This is a genomic window from Gluconobacter sp. P1D12_c (assembly GCF_018812105.1).
Classification (GTDB): domain Bacteria; phylum Pseudomonadota; class Alphaproteobacteria; order Acetobacterales; family Acetobacteraceae; genus Gluconobacter; species Gluconobacter oxydans_A.
Map to the genome: position 1 here is coordinate 363,751 of NZ_JACSIQ010000001.1, position 22,920 is coordinate 386,670.

Annotated in this window: 17 protein-coding genes and 1 tRNA gene; 7 read left to right on the plus strand and 11 right to left on the minus strand. The window is 55.8% G+C overall.

Annotated features, from left to right (window positions below; genetic code table 11):
- Positions 1–62: 62 nt before the first annotated feature.
- Complete coding sequence (locus tag KP705_RS01630) at positions 63–1,631, minus strand: 2-isopropylmalate synthase (RefSeq protein WP_046899736.1); 1,569 nt, start codon at positions 1,629–1,631, stop codon at positions 63–65.
- 205 nt (positions 1,632–1,836) lie between these two features.
- A complete protein-coding gene (locus KP705_RS01635) occupies positions 1,837–2,682 on the minus strand; it encodes an N-acetylmuramoyl-L-alanine amidase (RefSeq protein ID WP_232309132.1) in 846 nt (281 codons plus the stop codon).
- A 544-nt stretch (positions 2,683–3,226) separates the two neighbouring features.
- Here KP705_RS01635 and KP705_RS01640 point away from each other — a divergent pair.
- Positions 3,227–6,004: an Rne/Rng family ribonuclease gene (locus KP705_RS01640; protein ID WP_215763883.1), complete on the plus strand. Its 2,778-nt coding sequence runs from the start codon at positions 3,227–3,229 to the stop codon at positions 6,002–6,004.
- A 66-nt stretch (positions 6,005–6,070) separates the two neighbouring features.
- Here KP705_RS01640 and KP705_RS01645 read toward each other — a convergent pair whose 3' ends face one another.
- The 4 genes from KP705_RS01645 to xseA form a co-directional block, all read right to left on the minus strand.
- A complete protein-coding gene (locus KP705_RS01645) occupies positions 6,071–6,922 on the minus strand; it encodes an NmrA family NAD(P)-binding protein (protein WP_215763884.1) in 852 nt (283 codons plus the stop codon).
- A 117-nt stretch (positions 6,923–7,039) separates the two neighbouring features.
- Positions 7,040–7,393 carry a zinc ribbon domain-containing protein YjdM gene (locus KP705_RS01650; protein ID WP_215763885.1) on the minus strand — a complete coding sequence of 118 codons (354 nt, stop codon included), beginning with the start codon at positions 7,391–7,393 and terminating at the stop codon, positions 7,040–7,042.
- An 85-nt stretch (positions 7,394–7,478) separates the two neighbouring features.
- Entirely contained in the window at positions 7,479–7,844 is a 366-nt protein-coding gene (locus KP705_RS01655) for a hypothetical protein (RefSeq protein ID WP_215763886.1), read from the minus strand.
- A 45-nt stretch (positions 7,845–7,889) separates the two neighbouring features.
- The gene (gene xseA, locus KP705_RS01660) at positions 7,890–9,386 is read right to left on the minus strand and encodes an exodeoxyribonuclease VII large subunit (RefSeq protein WP_215763887.1); all 1,497 of its coding nucleotides are present in this window, start codon (positions 9,384–9,386) and stop codon (positions 7,890–7,892) included.
- Positions 9,387–9,463: 77 nt separating this feature from the next.
- Here xseA and purD point away from each other — a divergent pair, with 77 nt between their 5' ends.
- Positions 9,464–10,693, plus strand: a complete 1,230-nt coding sequence (purD, locus tag KP705_RS01665) for a phosphoribosylamine--glycine ligase (protein ID WP_215763888.1) — start codon at positions 9,464–9,466, stop codon at positions 10,691–10,693.
- A 40-nt stretch (positions 10,694–10,733) separates the two neighbouring features.
- On the opposite strand, the gene KP705_RS01670 is transcribed toward purD, so the two are convergent.
- Positions 10,734–12,131, minus strand: a complete 1,398-nt coding sequence (locus tag KP705_RS01670; protein ID WP_046899744.1) for a hypothetical protein — start codon at positions 12,129–12,131, stop codon at positions 10,734–10,736.
- A 158-nt stretch (positions 12,132–12,289) separates the two neighbouring features.
- Between KP705_RS01670 and KP705_RS01675 the strand changes: the two genes are divergently transcribed.
- A complete protein-coding gene (locus tag KP705_RS01675; protein WP_215763889.1) occupies positions 12,290–13,519 on the plus strand; it encodes a hypothetical protein in 1,230 nt (409 codons plus the stop codon).
- 14 nt (positions 13,520–13,533) lie between these two features.
- Here KP705_RS01675 and KP705_RS01680 read toward each other — a convergent pair whose 3' ends face one another.
- The 3 genes from KP705_RS01680 to polA are packed head-to-tail and all read right to left on the minus strand — an operon-like array spanning position 13,534 to position 18,596.
- A complete protein-coding gene (locus KP705_RS01680; RefSeq protein ID WP_080951393.1) occupies positions 13,534–15,183 on the minus strand; it encodes an ABC transporter substrate-binding protein in 1,650 nt (549 codons plus the stop codon).
- A complete protein-coding gene (locus tag KP705_RS01685; protein WP_046899747.1) occupies positions 15,184–15,792 on the minus strand; it encodes an SCO family protein in 609 nt (202 codons plus the stop codon).
- 14 nt (positions 15,793–15,806) lie between these two features.
- Positions 15,807–18,596, minus strand: a complete 2,790-nt coding sequence (gene polA / locus KP705_RS01690) for a DNA polymerase I (RefSeq protein ID WP_046899748.1) — start codon at positions 18,594–18,596, stop codon at positions 15,807–15,809.
- A 50-nt stretch (positions 18,597–18,646) separates the two neighbouring features.
- Here polA and KP705_RS01695 point away from each other — a divergent pair, with 50 nt between their 5' ends.
- Complete coding sequence (locus KP705_RS01695) at positions 18,647–19,669, plus strand: alpha/beta hydrolase (RefSeq protein ID WP_252348164.1); 1,023 nt, start codon at positions 18,647–18,649, stop codon at positions 19,667–19,669.
- Positions 19,670–19,731: 62 nt separating this feature from the next.
- Positions 19,732–19,808 (plus strand) — tRNA-Arg (locus KP705_RS01700).
- Between the two features lie 135 nt (positions 19,809–19,943).
- Here the strand turns inward: KP705_RS01700 and KP705_RS01705 are convergent.
- A complete protein-coding gene (locus KP705_RS01705; protein WP_046899749.1) occupies positions 19,944–20,756 on the minus strand; it encodes a mechanosensitive ion channel family protein in 813 nt (270 codons plus the stop codon).
- 316 nt (positions 20,757–21,072) lie between these two features.
- Between KP705_RS01705 and fdhA the strand changes: the two genes are divergently transcribed.
- Both fdhA and KP705_RS01715 read left to right on the plus strand, forming a co-directional pair.
- On the plus strand, positions 21,073–22,266 hold the full coding sequence (gene fdhA / locus KP705_RS01710; RefSeq protein ID WP_046899750.1) for a formaldehyde dehydrogenase, glutathione-independent: 1,194 nt from the start codon (positions 21,073–21,075) through the stop codon (positions 22,264–22,266).
- A gap of 75 nt (positions 22,267–22,341) precedes the next feature.
- Entirely contained in the window at positions 22,342–22,911 is a 570-nt protein-coding gene (locus KP705_RS01715) for an NADPH-dependent FMN reductase (RefSeq protein ID WP_215763890.1), read from the plus strand.
- Positions 22,912–22,920: the final 9 nt, after the last annotated feature.

Below are 22,920 nucleotides of genomic sequence, written 5' to 3' on the forward strand. Positions count from 1 at the left end.
CTAGATCATCAATAAACTATATTAATTAGTTTATTGATGATCTCTCATGGTTCGTTCGAAACTTAGAGTGCTTCAGGCTCGGTCCGCTCACGCTTGGTGAGCAGCTTATTCAGAGCATGGATATAAGCACGAACAGCAGACACAACCGTATCGGCATCAGCACCCTGACCGTCTACGAGCTTACCATTTTCCTGCAAACGGACCGTGGTGCGGGCCTGAGCGTCCGTTCCTTCCGTGACGTTTGCCACAGAGAACAGCGCCAACTCTGCTGAATGAGGGAATGCCTCCCCGATGGCACGGAATGCGGCATCAACCGGACCATTTCCACTGACAGCCGCATACTGGATGGCGCCATCAACGCTGATTTCCAGCTTGACCTGAGACTTCTGCTTGGTGCCGGACGCAACTTCCAGAGAAATCAGATGAACGCGCTCGTGGTCGCGGCTTTCATCATCGACCAGTGCACAGATATCGTCATCGAACACGACCTTCTTGCTGTCAGCCAGATCTTTGAACCGGGCAAAAGCAGCGTTCAGAGCCTCGTCTTCCAGCGGCGGGTAGCCAAGCTGAGCCAGCTTGTCGCGGAATGCCGCACGGCCGGAATGCTTGCCCATCACCAGCGAGCTCTTGTTCCAACCCACGCTTTCCGGCGTCATGATTTCATAGGTGGCAGCGTTCTTCAGAACACCATCCTGATGGATGCCGCTTTCATGTGCGAAGGCGTTCCGGCCAACGATGGCCTTGTTCGGCTGCACGTCGAAGCCCGTGATCGTCGCCAGCATCCGGGACATGCCCAGCAGCTTCGGCGTCTCGATGCCCGTCACTTTGCCGTACTGGTCATGGCGCGTCCGCAGCGCCATGACAATTTCTTCCAGCGCAGCATTGCCAGCACGCTCACCAATGCCATTGATCGTACATTCGATCTGACGGGCACCGCCTTCGACAGCGGCCAGCGTATTCGCAACACCCAGGCCCAGATCATTATGGTTATGGGTGGAGAAGATTACCTGATCCGCACCCGGCACCCGTTCACGCAGCATATCAAAAATACGTCGCATTTCTTCGGGCGTTGCAAAACCTACGGTGTCAGGAATGTTGATGGTGTTCGCACCATTCTTAATGGCGACCTCGACACAACGGCACAGGAAGTCAGGGTCCGTACGGGACCCGTCTTCAGCAGACCATTCCACGTCGTCCGTGTACTGGCGTGCCTTCTGATTGCCAGACGCAATGATGTCCAGAACCGTTTCCGGCTCCATCCGCAGCTTGTACTTCATGTGCAGTGGAGATGTGGAAATGAAGTTATGAATCCGGGAGCGTTCAGCGCCCTTCAGGGCTTCACCACAGGATTCAATGTCGCGCTTGCCACCGCTCCGGGCCAGACCGCAGATCACGGAACCACGGACTTCATCCGCAATGCTGCGCACGCTCTCGAAGTCGTCCTTGGATGCGACCGGAAAGCCTGCCTCAATAACGTCCACGCCCAGAGCGCTCAACGCATGAGCCATGCGGAGCTTCTCTTCGAGGTTCATGGAGAAACCGGGGGACTGTTCACCGTCACGCAGCGTCGTATCGAAAATGATAACGCGGTCGTCGGAAATTGTACCGAAGGACGGGTGTTGGAAAGTCATGTCTTGATCATCTCGCTGGTCAGGAAATTTTCTGGTCTGTCATCCCCTGAACGCAACGGAACGCTGCCCGCCTTGATGTGGCGTTCAGGGGCCGATAAGTCGAAGCGAGAGGATCGAAAGAAATGTCATGGGCACGGAAAATGTCCGATTCTTTCGTCATGCGCAACCCACATGACTAAAAACTCTGCCCTGCGTTCTTTCAGGGTCAACCTGTCATCACACCGGGGCGGGTTGAAAAGTACCGATCAACCGCAGTTTTCATAGCGCTGGCAACCTGCGTGCGATGCACAGCCTGCCGTAACGCAGCCTCATCCAGCCGGTTGGACATGAACCCCATTTCCACCAGAACTGACGGTATTTCTGCAGACTTCAACACCACAAAAGCCGCATGACGTGACGGATGCGTCAGTAGCCCTATGCGACTACGAAATGCGCCTACAACGCTGGATGCCATGTGCGCAGACCCGCGCCGAGTTTCTTCAGAGACCAGACTGGAAAGGATCTGCTGGACGTCGGGAGACATGCCATGAAACGCAGGGCCACCAAACCGATCTGCACTATTCTCCCGCTGAGCCAGCGCTGCTGTCTGAGCGTCAGACGCTCCGCTGGAAAGCGTATAGACACTCGCCCCGCGAACATCGCGGTCATGCAATGCATCGGCGTGCATAGAGATAAAGAGATGTGCCTGATGCTGCTGGGCCATTTCCACGCGCCCTTCCAGGGGAATGAAATGGTCTTCTGAACGGGTCATAGCCACGCGGTACTGGCCGGATGCCAGAAGCTGGCGCCGCAGTTCTGTTGCCGCAGCTTCGGCAATATGTTTCTCATACGTACCGGAAATACCGATTGCGCCAGGATCTTTCCCGCCATGTCCGGGATCCAGCATGACCAGCGGTTTGGGCGGCGGCGCATTTCGATGAACAGCTGGTGCCTGAAGCGGCTTTGCGGATGTGGAATGGGGTGACGGATGCCTGGTCCGGGCAATGGCACCCAGGGGAGCCACCGTGGAGAGGCAGGCAAGACCTTCCATTACCATGCGTCGCGTCAGCATCCGTTTACCCTGCGTCTTTTCGATCATCTGGACCTTCAATCATAACAGACACAGGACAATGTCTGAAACAAGGCAAAGCATCTTTTGGAGAGCCGGAAAAAGCCCTGCTTGCCAGCGGCTCTTCTTTAAGTCATCCTGTGTGCCAAGGACCTGAAGAGAGCGGTCCGATCGTTTGTGGGCTTTTATCCTTTTCCCACAACGCTCCCGCCTCGATCGTCCGAGCCGCGACGCCCCATCGTTTGACATGTGCCGGACATTTTCTGCGCCATGTCCTGATCGGGCTGCTCCGGCAGGATTAGTTCAGTCCGGCACAGGCTCACAACCTGACCGGAGTGCGTTTTCATCCGGTACCAGACCATGGGCCGGACGTCTGTCAGGGGTCGAATGTCACGCGACGTGATCACAGCCAGGAGCCTAACCGAAACGGGACCAGATGCGTCCCGCGGTCTGGCATTCCGGCTGATCCGCCCCCTCCACCCCGTACAATCAGGTGTTCCCTCTGGCCCAAAGCGCCACACTGGAGCATCGTGGAGTTCAGTTTTCCATGACCAAGCGTATGCTTATCGACACCACACACGCGGAAGAAACGCGTGTTGTGGTCATGGACGGTGACCGCGTTGAAGATTACGACGTCGAGACATCGTCCAAGAAACAGCTCAAGGGCAACATCTACCTTGCCAAAGTCATCCGTGTTGAGCCGAGCCTTCAGGCCGCTTTCGTAGAATACGGCGGAAACCGTCACGGCTTCCTCGCCTTCAGCGAAATTCACCCGGATTACTTCCAGATCCCCGTCGCCGACCGCGAGAAGCTTCTGGCCATCCAGGAAGAAGAAGTTGCGTCTGAACAGCGCGCCGAACTTCCGGACAGTGAGGAAGAACCTGCTTCTGACGAGACGGAAGAGAACGACAACCAGGATCGTCGCGCACCGGAGACCGTTGGTGGCGAGCACGACACAGGTGAGGAAAGCGCGGCTTCGCGTCGTACGGCTCGCTTCCTGCGCAACTACAAGATTCAGGAAGTCATTCGCCGCCGTCAGGTCCTGCTCGTTCAGGTCGTGAAGGAAGAGCGTGGCAACAAGGGTGCGGCCCTTACCACCTACGTCTCTCTCGCTGGCCGTTATTGCGTCCTGATGCCGAACGCCCTGCGCGGTGGTGGTGTCTCTCGCAAGATTACGTCTGACACGGATCGCCGCCGTCTGCGCGACATCATTGCAGAGCTGAACCTGCCCAAGACGATGGCCATGATCGTCCGGACAGCAGGTGCAGGACGCCCAGGACCGGAAATCATCCGCGACTGTGAATACCTGCTTCAGCTCTGGGATGACATTCGCTCACACGCCCTGTCTTCCGTTGCTCCAACGTTGGTTTACGAGGAAGCGAGCCTCATCAAGCGCGCCATTCGCGACCTGTTCTCCAAAGACATCGAAGACATCATGGTCGACGGTGAATCTGCGTGGAGAAGTGCGCGTGAGTTCATGCGCCTGCTGATGCCGCACAATGCTGGCAAGGTGAAGCTCTGGCAGAACCGTGGGCAGAGCCTCTTTGCGCGTTACAACGTCGAAGGGCATCTGGATGCAATGTTCTCCCCGACCGCACGCCTGAAGTCTGGTGGCTATCTGGTTATCAACCAGACGGAAGCGCTTGTCGCCATCGACGTGAACTCCGGTAAATCCACGTCCCAGCGCAACATTGAGGAAACGGCACTCCGCACGAACCTTGAAGCTGCTGAAGAAGTTGCACGCCAGCTGCGCCTGCGTGATCTGGCCGGCCTGGTCGTCATTGACTTTATCGACATGGAAAGCCGTCGCCATAACGCTCAGGTCGAGAAGCGCCTTAAGGAATCCCTGCGTACTGATCGCGCGCGCATTCAGGTCGGACATATCTCTCATTTCGGCCTCCTCGAAATGTCCCGCCAGCGCCTACGTCCATCCATCGCTGAATCACTGCTGACGCCTTGCCCGCACTGTCAGGGCACTGGCTTCATTCGCGGTACAGAAAGCTCCGCTCTTCATGTGCTGCGTGCCATTGATGAAGAAGGCACCCGCCAGCGTGCTGCCGAAATCGATGTTCACATCGGATCGGACATTGCCCTCTACATTCTGAACAACAAGCGCGACTGGCTGTCTGACATTGAGCAGCGTCACCGCATGCGCGTGATCTTCCGCACGGAAGAAGATCTGCCCGCAGCAGACATGCGTATCGAGCGCATCCGTCCGCAGACGGCTGCACCGGCACCAGAGCCAGTACCGGCTCAGATTGCTGCACCTCACAACGTCCGCACGATCGAAATCATCGAGGACGAGGCACCTGTCATACCTCAGGCAGCCGCGGTTGAAGCGCGAGCTGAACTGCCTGCCCGGAGTGAAGACGTCGAAGTCAACACGGGCGATGAGGAAGAGGGCAACAACGGCAACCGTCGTCGTCGTCGTCGCCGTCGTCGTGGTCGCCGTGATCAGAATGGCGAGAACGAGACCGTTCAGGGCAATGCTGCCGAACCAAACGGTGAACAGCCTTCCGTCCACCGGTCTGACGATGAAACCGAAGAAGTCGGTCTTATCCCGGGTCGTCGTCGGACGCGCTTCAAGCGTGTTCAGAAGGAAGACGAAGTCGCAGCAGAAGCCCCGGTGCAGGAAAAGGTGTCCGTCCAGGAAGAAGCACCTAAGCCAGCACGCCACGCTCCGGTTCAGCAGCCTTCCCAGCGCCGCCGGGAAGAACGCCAGCCTGTTTCGCGTGGATATGCAGGCCCGACGCCGGCTGATCCGTTCGGTGGAAGCTTCGATATTTTCGATGTGATCGAACAGGCTGAAATGGAGCAGGCTTCCCGCCCGCTTCAGACATCCACAGCAACCCCTGCCCGCCTTTCTGTCGAAAGCGCTCCGGTAGTTGACGTTGCCGAGATCGCTGCCGAGCCGATTGCTGCAGAACAGGAAAAGCCAAAGCGCACCAGAGGCCGCCGCAGCACCAAGGCTGTGAAGGCTGAAGCAGCGGCACCGGTAGTGGCAGAAGAAGTTGTCGTGGCTGCTCTGACTGCTCCGACGGAAGAGGAAGCTCCGGCAAAGCCAAAGCGCCCACGCACCCGTCGCACGACCAAGGCTACAGAAGCCAAGGCAGACGACGTTGTTGTGGAAGCAATGGCTCCGGAGGCCTCGGCTCCTATCGCCGAGGAAGAGGCAACCGCCAAGCCGAAGCGTACTCGCGCCCGTCGCGCAACCAAGGCTGTCAAAGCCGACGATGCCGCAGCAGATGATGGAAACACGCTACAGCCCATCAACATTGACGAGTTGCCACCGGTGACGCGTCGCATGGGCTGGTGGAAGCGGTAACACCCGCTTCTCACCCCAACAAAAAGCCGACCGGATATTTCCCGGTCGGCTTTTTTTATGCCCGGTTCATGCGTAACGCTTCAGGCAAACTTCAAGGCTTGTGGAGCCCCGCACGGGGTCTGCGGGGCGGTCATAATGTTGATGAACAAAGAGCCCGGTCATGTTCGCATAAGACTGCGCGGCTTCTTTCGAGAAACCATTTCCGCGATAGGCCTCATACCACCTCTCCTGGGGAATAACCTGCACTTGGACGGCGCGTCCAACCAGTCTGGAAAGGACAGCAGCAACATCTGAAGGCGTATAGCTCTCCGGCCCCTCAATATTGTGGATACCCCTCTCTTCGACGTCAGACATCAGTAACTGACCTGCCAGGCTTCCAACGTCTTCTGGAGCGACCATGGGAAACGCCTGTGTTGGCGGCAGAAATGTCTGTAGCACTCCTGTTGCTTTTGCAGCGCTTATCGCCCCTGCCCAGTTGCTCATGTAATAGGCTGCGCGGACAATACACACCGGAACGTTCAGGGCCTGCGCACCCTGTTCCAGCTCATACAAAACGCCGAGATCGCCACAGTGCTCACCAGGCTGCACGCCATAGGTGGATTGCACGACGACCTTTTCCAGAGCAACGCCCCGCAGTGCTTTCAAAATGGAGCATACGGTCTTGCGTTCTTCCACATCCGTATTACCAGACACTGCAGCAGGGGGATTGAGGACGAACACGCGTTGCGCCCTCTGAAAAAGCGCCCTCAGAGTATCGGTGTCGTTCACATCTACTGCCGCATAATCTACGCCGTCATGGCGTTGTTCAGAGGCCGCAACCACCTGCCGGGTTACTACCGTGACATCATGCCCAGCCGCCAGAACAGTCTGTGCAACAGCGCGGCCGACATGGCCCGTCCCGCCAAGAATGACATACATGCCTACATCCCCTGTATTTGCCGAACGGCGTATGCCCCAGAACTGCATCAGCCTTCGCAAGGAGACCTCACGAAGGCTGATGAAAGCACACACGATGTAACTAAATGGCGTAACCCGTCAGGATTTTTTTACGAATTCAGACTTCAGGTTCATTGCGCCAATTCCCGCGATCTTACAGGCAATATTATGCCCGTCCGTCGCATCAACAAGACGAATATTCTTGACCTTGCTACCGCTTTTCACAACCAGCGAAGATCCTTTGACCTTCAGGTCCTTCACAACAGTAACGCTGTCACCATCTACAAGAACATTGCCATTGGCATCTTTGATTTCCGCAGATGCGTCGCCAGCGTCGGCCTGACCGCCCTCTTCCGGGTTCCATTCATTGCCGCAGTCCGGACAGACCCACAGGGTCCCATCCGGATAAACATGCTCCGACCCACATTTGGGACATTTCAGCTCATCAGTCATATCAAACCTCACTCTTTCGTGAGATCTACTTTAAAGCACTGAAGATGATAGGGAAATGCGCCAGCTCAATCTGCCAGGAAAACTTTTACCGGCAGACGCTCTTGTTGCCGTTTGCCGCAATGAACGTTCCCGTCAAAGGTTCAAAACACGCATTCTGCGGGCAGGACGACGTTGTGGTGGCCAAACCCTGCGCATAAAGCGCTGATCCTGCCTGATTGGCTTCACGCTGCGCTGTCCCGCAAAGCGGCGTATTTGACGCCGCAGACGGGTCATTCAGAAGCACCTTATGACCATCCGCCGGAGCTTCTTCGGCCAATCCCGGAGCAAAATCCTGCGGAGGAATCTTCTGGGCGCGAGCCTGCACGTCCGCGCTGGAAGATGGGGCGGAAGGCTGCTCCGCACAAGCTGCCAGAAGAGGCAGGACAACAAGGCTCAACCAGAACGAACGCATGTGAACTCCGGATCACAAACCGGGCCACGCCCGGACACTTCACCATTAAAGACCCAGATCGGCCTGGGACGTAAGAAGGGTATCGAGTTTTGCCCCACGTTGGCCGTCAGCGAAAGACAGAACCACACGTCCGTTCAAAGGTTCCGCGTCCGAATGGGTCACGGGACGCCCTTTGCTATCCTGAACGAGCACATATCCCCGACTGAGGATCGCCCTCGGGGAGACCGCTTCCAGATGACTTCCCAACCCATCAAGACGCGCTTTCTGAAGCCGGATGGCGCTCTTAAGAGCCTCAGGAGACAGTCTCTGTCGTTCTACCCGAAGGTGGAACAGTTGGGACGCGCGCTGCCAGGCCGTGACAAGAGCAGTCTCTGACGCACGAAGAGCGCTCTGTCGCCGTTCGATCAGCAATCGTGGTGACGGAAGTTGCCTTGAGGGCGCCGTCAGGGCGGCCCTGGCCCGGCTGACAATCAGCTCCGGCGACGGCAGTTGCCGTACCGGAGCATCCAGACGGCTTCTTGCGCGCATGACAAAGGCTGGAAGAGCAAGATCAAGGCGCTGGCTCCGGTCATCCAAACGCATGCGTGCAGTCTCAAGAAGAGACGGCAGATCTGGCAGTCGCGATGTAGCCTGCTCCAGCCTTGCCCGGGATGTCTGCATGATGCGGCTCAAACCACCTGCCAGACGGGCCGTCCGATGTGCCAGATCTGCGACCAGTTCAGAGCGCAAGGGCACAGCCATTTCTGCTGCGGCCGTTGGCGTCGGTGCACGACGATCTGAAACAAGATCGATCAGTGTGGTGTCTGTCTCGTGACCCACAGCAGAAATAACCGGGATGGGACAGGCTGCGACGGCACGTAAAACACGCTCATCATTGAAGGCCATAAGATCTTCAAGAGAGCCACCACCACGGGCCACAATCAGAACATCCGGGCGACGAGCCCTTTGTGCCATACCGTCAATAGCCGCAGCGATTTGGGCCGCGGCCCCCTCTCCCTGCACGGCAACGGGCCACAACAACACATCCCGGGGAAAGCGACGTTCAATGGTCGTACGGATATCATGAAGAACCGCCCCGGACCGTGACGTCACGACACCGACAAGCGATGGCAGAAACGGAATGGGTTTCTTACGATCGGCTTCGAACAGTCCCTCATCAAGCAGTTTGCGACGCAGGCGCTCAATATTGGCGAGCAGAGCTCCCTCACCTGCGAATTCCATCCGATCAATGATGAGCTGATAGCTGGAGCGCTCGCCGTAGGACGAGACCTTCCCCGTCGCGATGACTTCATTACCGTTCTCAGGCGCCATACCAAGCCGGGACACGGTTCCGCGCCAGATGACGCCAGAGATCTTTCCGCCCTCATCCTTCAGGGACAGATAAATATGTCCGGACGGGTAACGCTTGAGTTCCGTCACCTCACCGCGCACACGAACACGCCCGAATCCGGTCTCAAGCGTGCGCTTGATGGCTCCGGAAATCTCGGAAACTGAATATTGCGGCACATTCCCGCGTGCAGACGCGGCATCACTCTCCATCATGGCGCCAGTCTATGCTACGCACGCCGTCAGACGAAGCCCTGATCTCAGGGACCCGCAGATGAAAAAGGGAGAGCGGAATGCGCGTTTTGCTGGTCGGTTCCGGAGGGCGCGAACACGCCCTGGCAACATGTCTGGCGCGCTCGCCCAGTCTTACGGCCCTTTATGCGGCGCCTGGCAATCCTGGCATGGCGTCTTTGGCCACCTTGGTTCCCCTCAAGGTTGATGACGTCGCTGGTCTTGTTGCCTTTGCAAAAGAGCAGAAAATTGATCTGATCGTCCCCGGACCTGAAGCCCCTTTGGTCGCAGGCCTTGCTGATGCCTGTGCGGACGCTGGCATTCCATGTGCTGGCCCGACCAAGGCGGCAGCTCTGCTGGAGGGTAGCAAGGCCTTCACCAAAGAAGTGGCAGACGCCGCAGCCATTCCAACTGCAAAATGGGAGCGCTTTGAAGAAGAGGCTCCTGCCCTTGAATTTGTGCGCCGACGCGGCGCACCGATCGTGGTGAAAGCAGATGGACTAGCCGCCGGTAAAGGCGTCGTCGTAGCGTTGAGCGTAGACGAGGCAGAAGATGCCATTTGCAAGCTGGGCATGCCGCTTGTGATTGAAGAATGCCTTGTGGGCGAAGAAGTCTCCCTTTTCGCATTCTGCTCTGACGAAAAAGCCGTTCTGATCGGTGCCGCGCGAGACCACAAACGCCTCGGAGACGGCGATACAGGCCCCAATACGGGTGGCATGGGCGCTATTTCTCCACCACCAGCTTTTGACCGAGCAGCTCAGGAAAAAGCCCTTGATCTCAGCGTTCGCCCGATGCTGGCAGAAATGGTTCGCCGGGGAACACCTTTCCGCGGTGTGATCTTTGCAGGGCTGATGCTGACCAACGAAGGTCCGAAACTGATTGAATATAACGTCCGGTTCGGGGACCCTGAAGCACAGGCACTGTTGATCCGCCTGAAGTCAGACCTGCTCCCCATTCTCGCAGCGCTTGCTGATGGCAATCTTGAACATGCTGCTGCCGAATTTTCGGATGAGGCTTCCATTTCTCTGGTGCTGGCCGCCAATGGCTATCCGGATGCCCCAAAGAAGGGAGGGCGCATCACAGGTATCGAACGCGCTGAAGCTGTGCCGGGCGTGTCAGTTTTCCATGCCGGCACAAAACTGGTCGATGGAGTACTTGTCGCTGATGGCGGGCGCGTCCTGACCGTTTGTGCCAAAGCAAGCACCCCGGAAGAGGCACGCCGCCTTGCCTATGAGGGTGCCTCAGCCGTTCAATGGGAAGACAAGATCTTCCGGACCGATATCGGCCTCTAGAAAGCCTGCTCAAGAAACAGGCTTTCTGTTTCTTCGGGCATCAGGATGTGGAAAGGGCTCGCAGCGCATCGGTTGTTGGAAGAATTTTTATAAAGTTCAACCAGAACCCATGCGGGCCTTTCTGCTCCACCACAAATTCGGTGCATTCTGCAGGGAAATTTACCGCGTAAAAACGGAGTTCGCCTTTCTGCAGCAGAAAGCTGACGGGCATGATTTCGAAGCTGGATGCTACGTCCTTTCCCTTAACATCAAAATGGGATGTTAAATCAGGATCACGCGCAGCCAGAACAAGAGTGTATGCCCCACTCTCCCCAAGCGAAATCGGCAATGCTACCCCGTGATCGAAGAACATTGAGTGGCTTCGTTCGTAACTTGGCAGAGATGCGAAAACTCTTTCGGGAAACTCAGAGTAAACCTGGGTAAGAGCCTGAGTTAAATCTGGCGACATTCCTTCGGACGCCAGATCGAAATCAATCCCCGTGAGAAGCTCACGCGCATCATCAACAACATCCTCGCGCAAAACCGGATTATTATAGATCCGAGGGCAATGGAAAAGTCGTGAATAGACTTCAAAATCGTTAATCCTCCGAGATCTATTTCGCGAAATCCCATTACTGATCTCTTCTTCCGAAATCATACAATGGTAATCTTGTACAAAATTAGACACAATAAATTTTTCATTCATCTCTGTAACTGGATGAATAAACGTTTTTTCTGTTTCGTTTATGATTTCTTTTTCAAGATAAACCGGCGCCCAATCATACTGCCTTAAACTATCGCAGTAGTGCGCGAGTTCTTCTGTTCGCATACCTGCACTGATAATTTCATGCGACATGACGGCTTCGCCAATTGGCCACGTCAGTAGGCCTTTTTCCTTCTTAAGAAAGGACATTTCCAACCGTCTCTTCAGAATGAGCAAGGCTGCTCTTCTCGAAAAGAACGAGATACAGAATAACCCTTTATGGACATGTTGAGAGAGATCGTAATATCCCTCACAACTACCAGAATGAGCCCACGCATGATTTTCAGCTTCAACATGCTTATAGACAGCATCAATATTTCTCGCTGCCATATCATCGAAGATGCTGTCGAGATCATTTAAAACCGCGACATCATTTTCAATTGAACATATATAATCGTATTCGTTATGATTTAAAATAAACAGGTTTTGGTGGTAATCTCCATTGTACCAATATCCACCATAATTTCCTATTTCTGTACCCCAGGCGAGCCCAAGGCTTTCCACTTCGGAATAAGGAGCAAGAAATATATTTTCTACTTCCTGTATATGCTCGGGGATTTCTACTGTTCCCCTTGAATTGTCGTAAAGTATATAAAAATCTGATTTGTTAGATTTTTTTTTGCAGCGCTCGTAAGACCGCTGGATGACTGCATCCCAGTTATGGCACTTGAAGAGAACAGCGGTCTTTTTTCCCATGATGATTTATTCTTTCTCTCGGACAGTCATCTCATGCCTATCCCTTAACATGGCTGAAAATTTGTGAATATATGATCCGAATTCAATTTAATCTATCACGCGCCATGGTTCGGCATTAATTTTCGAGCCTTCCTGCACATCTGCGAAGAAGAACTTTTATGAGCACAATATATGAAGGCGATCATTACATTGTTCGTGCATTGGAAGGTACTGACGAAAAAAATATTATTGTTACCAGCTTTACCGGCGTAGGCGCTCCCGAAAGACACGACGGTACATTCTTTGGATATTCACTTGCAAAAAAACTCGATCTTCCTTGGGTAGGAATTATTGCCAAGCATGACTGCTGGTACAGGGACGGAGATTATCTGCAAGCGTTCGGTGCAGCTCTTCACTGGATCAAGGCTAGAAAGCAAACTTTGCACACACAGGATATTTCTCTTCTGGGATACGGCGTATCCATGGGAGCCTATGCTGTTATTAAATATTCCAGACTATTTAATTTTGACTATGTCATTTCCATGGCCCCACAATGGAGCATTGATAAAAGCGAAGTCAGTCATCACTCCCACTTCCAGAATTTTTTCCAACCAATACTCAAATCCATGGGCATTCAGACCGAAGACACTCATGGAAAAACTTATGTTTTCTTTGATCCGTATGAAAAACCCGACGCCGAAGAAGTAAAACTTATACAACAAAAGACCCCTGCGTTTTCTGTTCCCGTCTGTCACGCAGGCCATATGGTGACCGCACGTCTCAAAGGCACGAAGATTTTCCAAAAACTCGTGAGCAACCTAGACAATCCCACCGCAATCCGCCGTATTGCAGCACGCACTCGCAGAAATGCCCCTGAAAATATTTTCAGAATTCTTCGATATGCTCAGAGAAAAAGTCCACTCTGGGTTTTTCGCTTACTAACCTCTGACCACCCCGCCAATCGGGATATCCTCGATCAGTTCATGCGCCATCATGACGCTGACATGCGTACTTTGGCCGCTGACCTTGCCCGTGCTGGTCATTCTACGGAGGCGACACAGCTATTTCGTCAACTCGGGGGAAATTACCGTCAGGTTTTCACCCCTTCCTATGTCCTAACCTGGACCGGTGAATTGCTGTGTTACGACATTGCCGAAAAAGCTTTCCTGCAAACCAAGCGCCATATTCCAGAGCGTGGCGCACCTGTCATCCTGAATGAAGATGGTCTTTACGCCTTTACACCCGCAGGACTTATCCCATTAGCCTGCCAGATCCAGCAGGATGGTCTCTGCTTCTCGATCCACACCGAAAACGGGCATCTCTCTGCGCGTCCGGATGGAACAGTTGCACCCGTCTCTCATGTCATGGACTGGGAAAAATTCTGCATCCTGCAATATCAGCAGACTTAATCCGACATGCGGCCTTACTTTACCCACACGTGAGAGAACAGCATGTGGCTGAGAAGCGTCGAGTAGTAATTCCCAAGCCTCTTGGACACAAAATCAATTGTCTTCATCTGGATCATGGGGGCACCGGGCATTTGCCTCATGATCTCATGGCCAGCGTCCTGCCAGATCGGTGCTGCTAAAGCTGGATCTGTCTGGATTTTGGCACGCTCAAAAAGAGACTGAACATGCTGGTCACAAAAGCCGGTAAAATTCGGGGAAATCGCTGAATTCGGATGGTAATTATCGCATCCAAACAGATCATCAAGAAACGTCGATGCTGAGGGATAATCTGCGAACCAGTAAGACAGACTAATCTGCACATGGTTGGCTGTATTCTGTTCGTAGGACTCTGCCAGTCCAGCTGTTATGGGACGGAGCTGTGCCTTGAAACCGATCTGCTGAAGTACATTTCGCAGATATGTTCCCATTCCAAGTTCAACGGCCCGGTTGGGAACCACCAGCGTTACGGTCGCCCCCTCTTCACCGGCTTCACGCACAAGCTTTCTGGCTCTCTCCAGGTCCTGTGGGCACGAAAGACCAAGGTCAGCGCCTGGAATGCCGTGTGGAACCATCTGGCAGAGAGGTTCGGAAATCGCTCCACCTCCGAACAAAATGGTCATGGCATGTCGGTTCACAGCCATACTGACAGCCTGACGAACCCGCTGATCTGTGAACGGCTTTTCGTGCACATTCATGGCCAGATAATACAGCCCCAGCAGCGGCTCGATATGAACCTGCGAGGTGTATTTCGCGCCGAGCTCACCCAGTCGGTCAGAGGGCTTGGCATCGAGCATCCAGTCATATTGGCCCTGTTCGACCGCAGTGATCTGCGCCTCGTCAGAGAGACCAAAATTATACTCGATCCGGTCAGCAAACCCGTCTGTCTGGGCCTGTGGGTTCCAGACATGAAAGTAGGAGTTTCGTTCCAGCACAATGCCATGCTCGGGATCGTAATGCGTGATCCGATAAGGCCCTGTGCCCGGCACGGTCTCATTCCCCACATCGTGTACAGACACTGACGCAGGCAAAATAACCGCATGAGGGAACGCAAGCTTGTAGAGAAACTCTCCATCCGGATGAGCCAGATGAAACACGATTGTTCCATCTGGGCGCCCTTCCACACCCGGCAACGTGCAGTGGTCCGGCGCATCCAGGCACTCTTTCGCACCGACAATCCCACCGTAAAATGAGGCCGCCGTCGGGCTGCCGACCCGATAGATCCGACGAAAAGACGCGACTACGTCCTCAACACGAACCGGCGATCCATCCGAAAATTTTAGACCGGACCGTAAATGAAGTGTCCATGTCAGCCCATCAGGGCTGATAGTCGGCATGGCGTCCGCAAGATCGGGAACGACCTCCAGCCCGGTAGGGCCACGCGCCTCTCTGAACGTCAGCAGGGGATCGTACATATTGACGAACACCTGCATGTACTGCGTGCCGTAATTAACCTGCGGGTCTAATGTCCCACCGGGACCATCAGCGGTGAGTCGAAGCGTTCCACCTCTATGCGGGCTGCCCAGCGTCTGCCCATCCCAGTCAGGAGGTGTCTGCTCCTGAGCAAACGCCGTCCCGGCCACGCCAAGTGCAAGAGCGAGGAGAAAGGCCGGGACACGCATTGCCATTTAGCGCTTTGATAGCTGACGAAGGCGGGCAATCAACGCATCTGCATCGCCAGTCGCATCGATTGTACCAGCATAGCGGGCACTTGGATCCATGATAACGATCCGCGGGGCCGGAACGTAATGGTCACCCTCTTTCTGATCCGGGGCATGATACTCAGCGGTCATGGCCTTAATCATGTTCGGCGTACCCGTGAACGGCATCACATGGGGAGCGACCGGAATGACGTAGTTTCTGAGGGCTTCGTTTTCATCAAACGGGTCCAGAGACACCGCAAGCGGAGAGACACGGATGCCTTGTGCATGAAGGGCCTGATACGCCTGCTCCATGCTTTTCAGCACCGGCTGGCAGCGATCTTCCGGGCAGTTGGTGTCAAAGAACCACACCAGAACCCAGGTTCCGTGGAAGTCCCCTTCCGTGACCGTGCTTTCCCCAAGGGAATCAAGACGGAAGCTACCGCCCACTTCATTTCCGTTGGACTGTACCAGCAGCCCCGGTCCACCATGAGAGGCTAACTGGAAGCCGACCCCGGCCAGAACTGCCGCAACTGCCAGCACCCCCCAGATGATGCGATTGCTGATCCGCTTGCGGCGTTCGTGTTGGGTTTCCATGGTCGTTCAGTCTCTCAGTGTGCGTCAGCCCAGCTCGGGCCAATACCGGTTTCAACCTCAAGTGCCACATCCAGCTTGGCAGCACTTCCCATTTCCTGACGGACGAAATCCGCCAATGCCTGTGCATCCTGCTCCTGAACTTCGAAGAGCAGTTCATCATGCACCTGAAGCAGCATCTGCGCTTTCAGGCCCGTCTCAGGCAGCTTTCTCGCCAGCCGCACCATAGCCCGCTTGATGATGTCAGCAGCCCCCCCCTGAAGCGGCGCGTTGATCGCCTGACGTTCGGCATAGGACCGACGAGCGCCATTCTTGTCCTTGATGCCGGGCACATAGCAGCGGCGACCAAACGGCGTCAGAACGTACCCATGCTCCTTCGCCTCTTCCTTGGTGCGCTCCATGTAGGCGCGAATACCAGGATAGCGGGCAAAATACGCATCAATGTAAGAGCGTGCTTCACCCGGCGAAATCTGAAGTTGGCGCCCCAGACCGAACGCTGAAATACCGTAAATAATGCCGAAGTTGATGGCCTTGGCCCGGCGACGAGTCAGCGGGTCCATGCCTTCGATGGGAATACCAAACACTTCGGACGCCGTGCGGGCATGAATGTCCTGCCCCAGATGGAACGCCTCCAACAACGGCTCGATCTTCGCCACATGGGCCAGAAGCCGCAGTTCGATCTGGCTGTAATCCGCAGACACCAGAACATGCCCCGGAGCCGCCACGAAAGCCTTACGGATCAGCGCGCCTTCTTCCGTACGGATCGGAATATTCTGAAGGTTCGGCTCATTGGAAGAGAGACGCCCGGTGGTCGTAATGGCCATCTGGAAGGACGTATGAACGCGCTGCGTCCCCTGATCCATCTGCTCAACCAGCGCATCGGCATAAGTCGATTTCAGCTTGGCCAACTGACGCCAGGACAGGATTTTCTGCGGCAGGTCATGCCCCTGCTCCGCCAGTCCCTCAAGGACAGAGGAATCCGTTCCCCAAGAGCCGCTCTTGGTGCGTTTCCCGCCCGGAAGCTCCATTTCATCGAACAGGATCTCACCAAGCTGCTTGGGCGAACCCACGTTGAAACTGCGCCCAACCTGCTCGTGAATATCCTTCTCGATCACCGCCATACGCGTTTCAAAATCGGCCGACATGCGCCGCAGTTCAACGGCATCCACCTTGATCCCGACGTCTTCCATATCCGTCAGGACTTCAATCAAAGGTCGCTCAATTTCTTCATAGAGGGCCAGCGACTGACGAATACGTAACTGAGGACGAAGAACCTGCCACAACCGCAGCGTGACATCGGCATCTTCCGCCGCATACGCGGTCGCCTGATCCAGCGGAACTTCGGCAAACGGAATGCGCTTGCGCCCCGTTCCCGTCACGGAATCATAAGTAATCGGCGTATGACCCAGATGAAGCTGCGACAACTCATCCATGCCCTGCCCGTGCTCTCCCGCAGACTGTGCATAGGAAATGAGCATCGTATCGTCGATCGGCGTTATTTCAGGCAGTCCAGCCTTGCGGAACACCGTCAGATCATATTTCGTGTTCTGGAAGATTTTCAGAACAGACGCATCCCGCATCAGAGGCGCAAGACGCTTCAGTGTTTCCGCACGATCGAGCTGCTGATCGGTCGGCTGATCGTCCGCCCCATCCTGCAACAGATCCCGCTTGCCTTCATGCAGGAACGGCACATAACAGGCCTTGCCCGGCGCAACAGAGAGCGACAGCCCGACCATATTGGCCTGACGCGCATTGAGACTGTCCGTTTCCGTATCCACAGCCACAAATCCGGCGGCCCGCGCCTCGGCAATCCACCGATCCAGCGTCTCGAAATCTGTAACCGTTTCATACGGTCCATAAGACGCTTCAGAGAGCGTCACTGTCGGCGCCTCACCCTCCGCTGGCGCTGCCTTGGGACGAGGCGTGGGCCTTGGCTTTGCCGCCAACCCGAGGCCCATCCGCTGGATTGTGGAATGAAAGCCCATCGTGTCGAGCCAGTCCCGGAGCGTTTCCTGAACCGGCTCACGGCACCCCAGTTCCTCAATCGGCTGAGGCAACGGCACATCGTCGGCCAGCAGAACCAGCTTGCGAGACATCCGGGCGGCATCCGCAAATTCAATCAGGTTCTGGCGGCGCTTGGAGGCTTTCATGCCCTCCGCAGCATCCAGAACCTTTTCCAGCGTCCCATATTCATTAATGAGCTGGGCCGCGCCCTTGGCGCCGATGCCCGGCACACCCGGCACGTTATCGGTAGAATCCCCCATCAGGGCCTGAACATCGACAACCTGATCTGGCCGCACACCGAACTTGGCCTCAACCTCAGCTTCCCGAATCGGCTTCTGCTTCATCGGGTCCATCAGTTCGACACCAGGGCAGATCAACTGCATCAGATCCTTGTCTGATGAGATGATCGTGCACCGTCCACCCTGCGCCACAACAGCTTTGGCATAGCTCGCGATCAGATCGTCTGCTTCCCAGCCAGCCAGTTCAATCGACGGCACATTGAACGCCGCTGTCGCATCCCGGATCAGTCCGAACTGCGGGCGCAGATCTTCCGGTGGCTCGGGACGATGCGCCTTGTATTGAGGATAAATCTCGTTCCGGAACGTCTGACGACCGGCATCGAAAATAACGGCCAGATGCGTGCCGACATGATCGCGCAGGAGGCGGGTCAGCATATTCGTGAAGCCATAAACCGCGTTGACCGGCACGCCTTCCGGGCTCGTCATGGGCGGGAGGGCGTGGAAAGCACGGAAAATGAAGCCGGACCCGTCAATCAGAACCAGATGAGGCGTTTCAGACGGCACGAATATCTCCCTTCTCGCCCGGAAGGGCCGGACGTTCTAAAATCTTCGCGATGATAGGCTCATTCCCATCCGTTTCAAACCGCCTCTGGCGTCTTTCCTGCACCTTGGTCTGCTTTGCGGCGTGCACGCTGCTTCTCGGTGCCTGCACGCACCGGCCAATGCCTGACCTGCATCCGACAGCGAAAGAAACAGCCCTCATCCCCCCGGATGTGACGCTTAGCATGTCGGATGGTGCTCGCATTCCTTTAAGAATTTATCCCGCAGCCCACCCCTTGAAGGCCGTTATTCTGGCGCTTCATGGCTTCGGAGACAGCCGGGATGCGTGGGAATTCTTTGCACTACCCCTGAGCGCTGCCGGTATCGAAATCGTCTCCCCAGACCAGCGCGGGTTCGGCGCTACACAGGACGCAGGTGGCTGGAGCAGCACGGCGCGCATGGTTCAGGACACACGAGAAGAGCTTACGTGGCTCCGCAGGCGTTACCCCGGCGTGCCTCTCTATGTCATGGGCGAGAGCATGGGCGGAGCCGTCGCCCTGCTCCTTGCGACCGAGCCGCCACCAGAACTGTCCGGAACCATTCTTCTCGCACCAGCCATCATGAAACTCGGTGAGCCCTGGCAGACCGTTCTGGATGGCCTCGATACAGTCGCGCCTCGCTGGAAACTGGATGGATCAGCCGTTCCCGGAGAGCGCGTTGCGAGCGATAACATCCGTGCCCTGCGACGCATGTATTTTGACCCGCTGACCCAGCATAGTTCGACCATTCATCCGCTTTTTGGCCTGACCCACCTCATGGCAAAGGCTTTTAATGACGCACCACGGGTCAGAACGCCCATGCTTATGATTTTCGGCGGTCGGGACCAGTTTGTTCTTCCGCCTTACACAGCACGTTTGTTGAAACGCCTTCCCAGCTCAGTACGACTGGACGAATTTCCGACGGCCCACCACCTGATGAGCCGGGATAAACGGATTACAGCACAGGACGTCACCTCATGGATTTTGACGCCTGAAAGCGCCCTCCCATCTGGCGGAGACGTGGCAGCAGCTCTCTGGAAAGCCACAGCGCAACCTTGAACAAACAAAATTCTACTAAGGGCTTGGCAAGCCTATCCTGAACCGTCTATTGGAGACCCGACGGACCCGTAGCTCAGCTGGATAGAGCGTTGCCCTCCGAAGGCAAAGGTCACGCGTTCGAATCGCGTCGGGTCCACCACCAATCTCAGAAATCGCCGTTTTAAACCGAGTGAGTTTTCCTTACGGGAACAACTGCACTGCATTCTTCATTGAACACGCTTGAAAGACCATAACGCGGCCTGCCCAGCATAACCCTGGCCAAACCGCGAAAAGGTCAGGCCGCAGTGCGGGCCGTAACGCCCAGACGGAAGCCTTCTTTCTTCAGCGCCTGAATGGATGCTTCAGAGTACTTGGCAACCAGCGGCGTTACGTTGCCCGGCGCGCACCAGAAGCCAAGCGTAACGGCGATATTGGCCGGACGCGGCAGGAACGAAACGGATGGCGCGGGCGTCTTCAGAACCAGAGCATCATTTTCAAACAGCCCCAGAAGCAGTGCACGAGCCTTGTCGATATCATCGTTATAATCAATCAGCAGACTGACCGACGCCAGAAGCCGCTCTGACTGCGAGCTGTTGATGACGACATTGTTCGAAAGCGTTCCGTTCGGCACATAAACGATGTCATTGGTTGCGTCCTGCAGCACGGTGCGGAACATCTCGATTGAAACAACAGTTCCCGTGTTGCCCGCTGCCGTAATGGAATCACCCACCTTGAATGGACGGAACAGCAGGATCAGCACGCCACCCGCAAAGTTGGCAAGACTGCCCTGAAGCGCCATGCCAACAGCCAGGCCAGCCGCACCCAGAACAGCGACGAAGGACGTCGTAGCGATCCCCACCATCGAGGCAACGCTGATGAGAAGAAGCGCCTTAAGCAACAACCCGACGACACTGAGCAGGAAGCCCCGCAGGGTGGGCTCGATGTTGCTGGCGGCCATCATGCGGCCCATTCCGCGCGTGATCATATTGATGATGGACCAGCCCACCAGCAACACGATAATCGCCAGAACAAGCTGCCCGACATAACTCAGAAGAGTGGGAAGCCAGCCATAAAACTGTCCCCACAATGTATTGACGTGATTTTCCATAAACCCCTCTGTCGCTCGTTCAGTTGGCACAGCCGTGCCTACAGATGGGTCACAGGGTAGTGGGCTTCCATGGGCGGCTTCAAGTCTGGCTTGACCAGTTGGTCGCCCCCTGAGTTCACAAATCATCCGGCTCAGAAGGTAGCCACAGACAAAAGACAGGAATTCCCATCACGTTCGAGCGAGAGGCGCTTCTGTAGCCCTATGTTACGGTTCCAGAAAGCATGGCGAACGTTGAGTGCCCTGTACGACAACATTTCGTCGTGCCGGGCGACCCTGGCCGCAAGGGATGGCCGCTGCCCGAACCTGGAGAGAAGCCATGTCTGACGAAAACAGAGGGGTCGTTTATCTCGGCCCCAATCATGTTGAAGTCCAGCGGATTGATGACCCCAGAATGGAAACACCCGATGGCCGGAAGATTGACCACGGCGTCATTCTCAAGGTCGTCTCCACCAATATCTGCGGCTCCGACCAGCATATGGTTCGAGGCCGCACAACAGCGCCGTCCGGGCTGGTCCTCGGCCACGAAATCACCGGCGAAGTCATCGAAACCGGATCGGATGTCGAGATGGTTCGCAAAGGCGATCTGGTCTCCGTTCCCTTCAACGTCGCCTGTGGGCGATGCAGATGCTGCCGGGAACAGCACACAGGCGTATGCCTGACGGTCAATGCGAGCCGCGCGGGGGGCGCCTATGGCTATGTGGATATGGGCGGATGGATCGGCGGACAGGCCCGCTACGTCATGGTTCCTTATGCCGATTTCAATCTGCTGCGCTTCCCTGACAAGGCTCAGGCACTTGAGCGCATCAGAGACCTCACAATGCTGACCGATATTCTCCCCACCGGCTTTCATGGCGCCATCAATGCCAAGGTGAGTGTAGGCTCAACGGTCTATATCGCAGGAGCTGGCCCCGTCGGCATGGCAGCGGCCGCGTCGGCGCGCATTCTTGGCGCCGCCGTTGTCATGATCGGCGACTTCAATCCTGAACGCCTCGATCACGCCAAGGCGGTCGGGTTTGAACCCATAAACCTCCAGAACCACGACAGGCTCGGTGACCTCATCGAACAGGTCATCGGGACACCGGAGGTCGACAGCTTCATTGATGCCGTCGGTTTCGAGGCCAAGGGATATGACGGAAAGGAACAACCTGCCGTCATCCTCAATCAGGCCATGGAAGTCACCCGTCCAGCCGGGGCCATCGGTATTCCAGGCCTGTATGTGACGGAAGATCCGGGCGCCCATGAAGCTGCGGCGCAGAAAGGCAACCTGACACTCCGGCTGGGTCAGGGCTGGGCCAAAAGCCAGTCTTTCCACACCGGCCAGACACCCGTTCTGAAGTATAACCGGCAACTAATGCAGGCCATTCTGCATGGACGCCTTCCCATCGCCGATATCGTCAATGCAACCGTGATTTCACTGGAAGATGCCCCACGCGGCTACCATGACTTCGACAACGGTGCGCCACGCAAGTTTGTTCTCGATCCTCATGGCATGCTGAAAACCGCAGCCTGACTCACTTCGGCGTCATGTCATGGTTGCCCTAGCTTTTGGCCATGACACGACCGACGCTTCGATGGAGACCTGTCTATGCCCAACGATACGCCCCTGCATTTCGTCACCCTGCTCGGAAGCCTGCGCAAAGCGTCCTTCAACGCGGCTATTGCTCGTGCTTTGCCAGAGCTTGCACCTGAAGGGATTTCCATTACCCCGCTCGAATCGATCGGGGATTTTCCCCATTATGACCAGGATGTTCAGGACGCAGGGTTCCCGGCCCCTGTTCTGGCCATGGCCGAGCAGATCCAGGCCGCAGACGGCGTCATTATCGTGACCCCGGAATATAATTATTCCATTCCCGGCGCACTGAAGAACGCCATCGACTGGCTCTCACGCGTATCGCCCCAGCCCTTTAGTGAAAAACCCGTCGCCATCCAGACAGCTTCTCCCGGTATGATCGGAGGTGCCAGAGCGCAATACAACCTCCGACAGAATATGGTGTTTCTGGACGCCTTTGTTCTTAATCGCCCAGAGGTCATGATTGGCATGGTCGCAGGGAAAGTAGATCCAGAAACGCTGAAACTGACGGACGAACCAACCTGCAAGTTTATTTCCAGCCAGATCGCCGCGCTCGTCACCCTGACCAGAAAACTCAAATCCTAAGCCACAGAA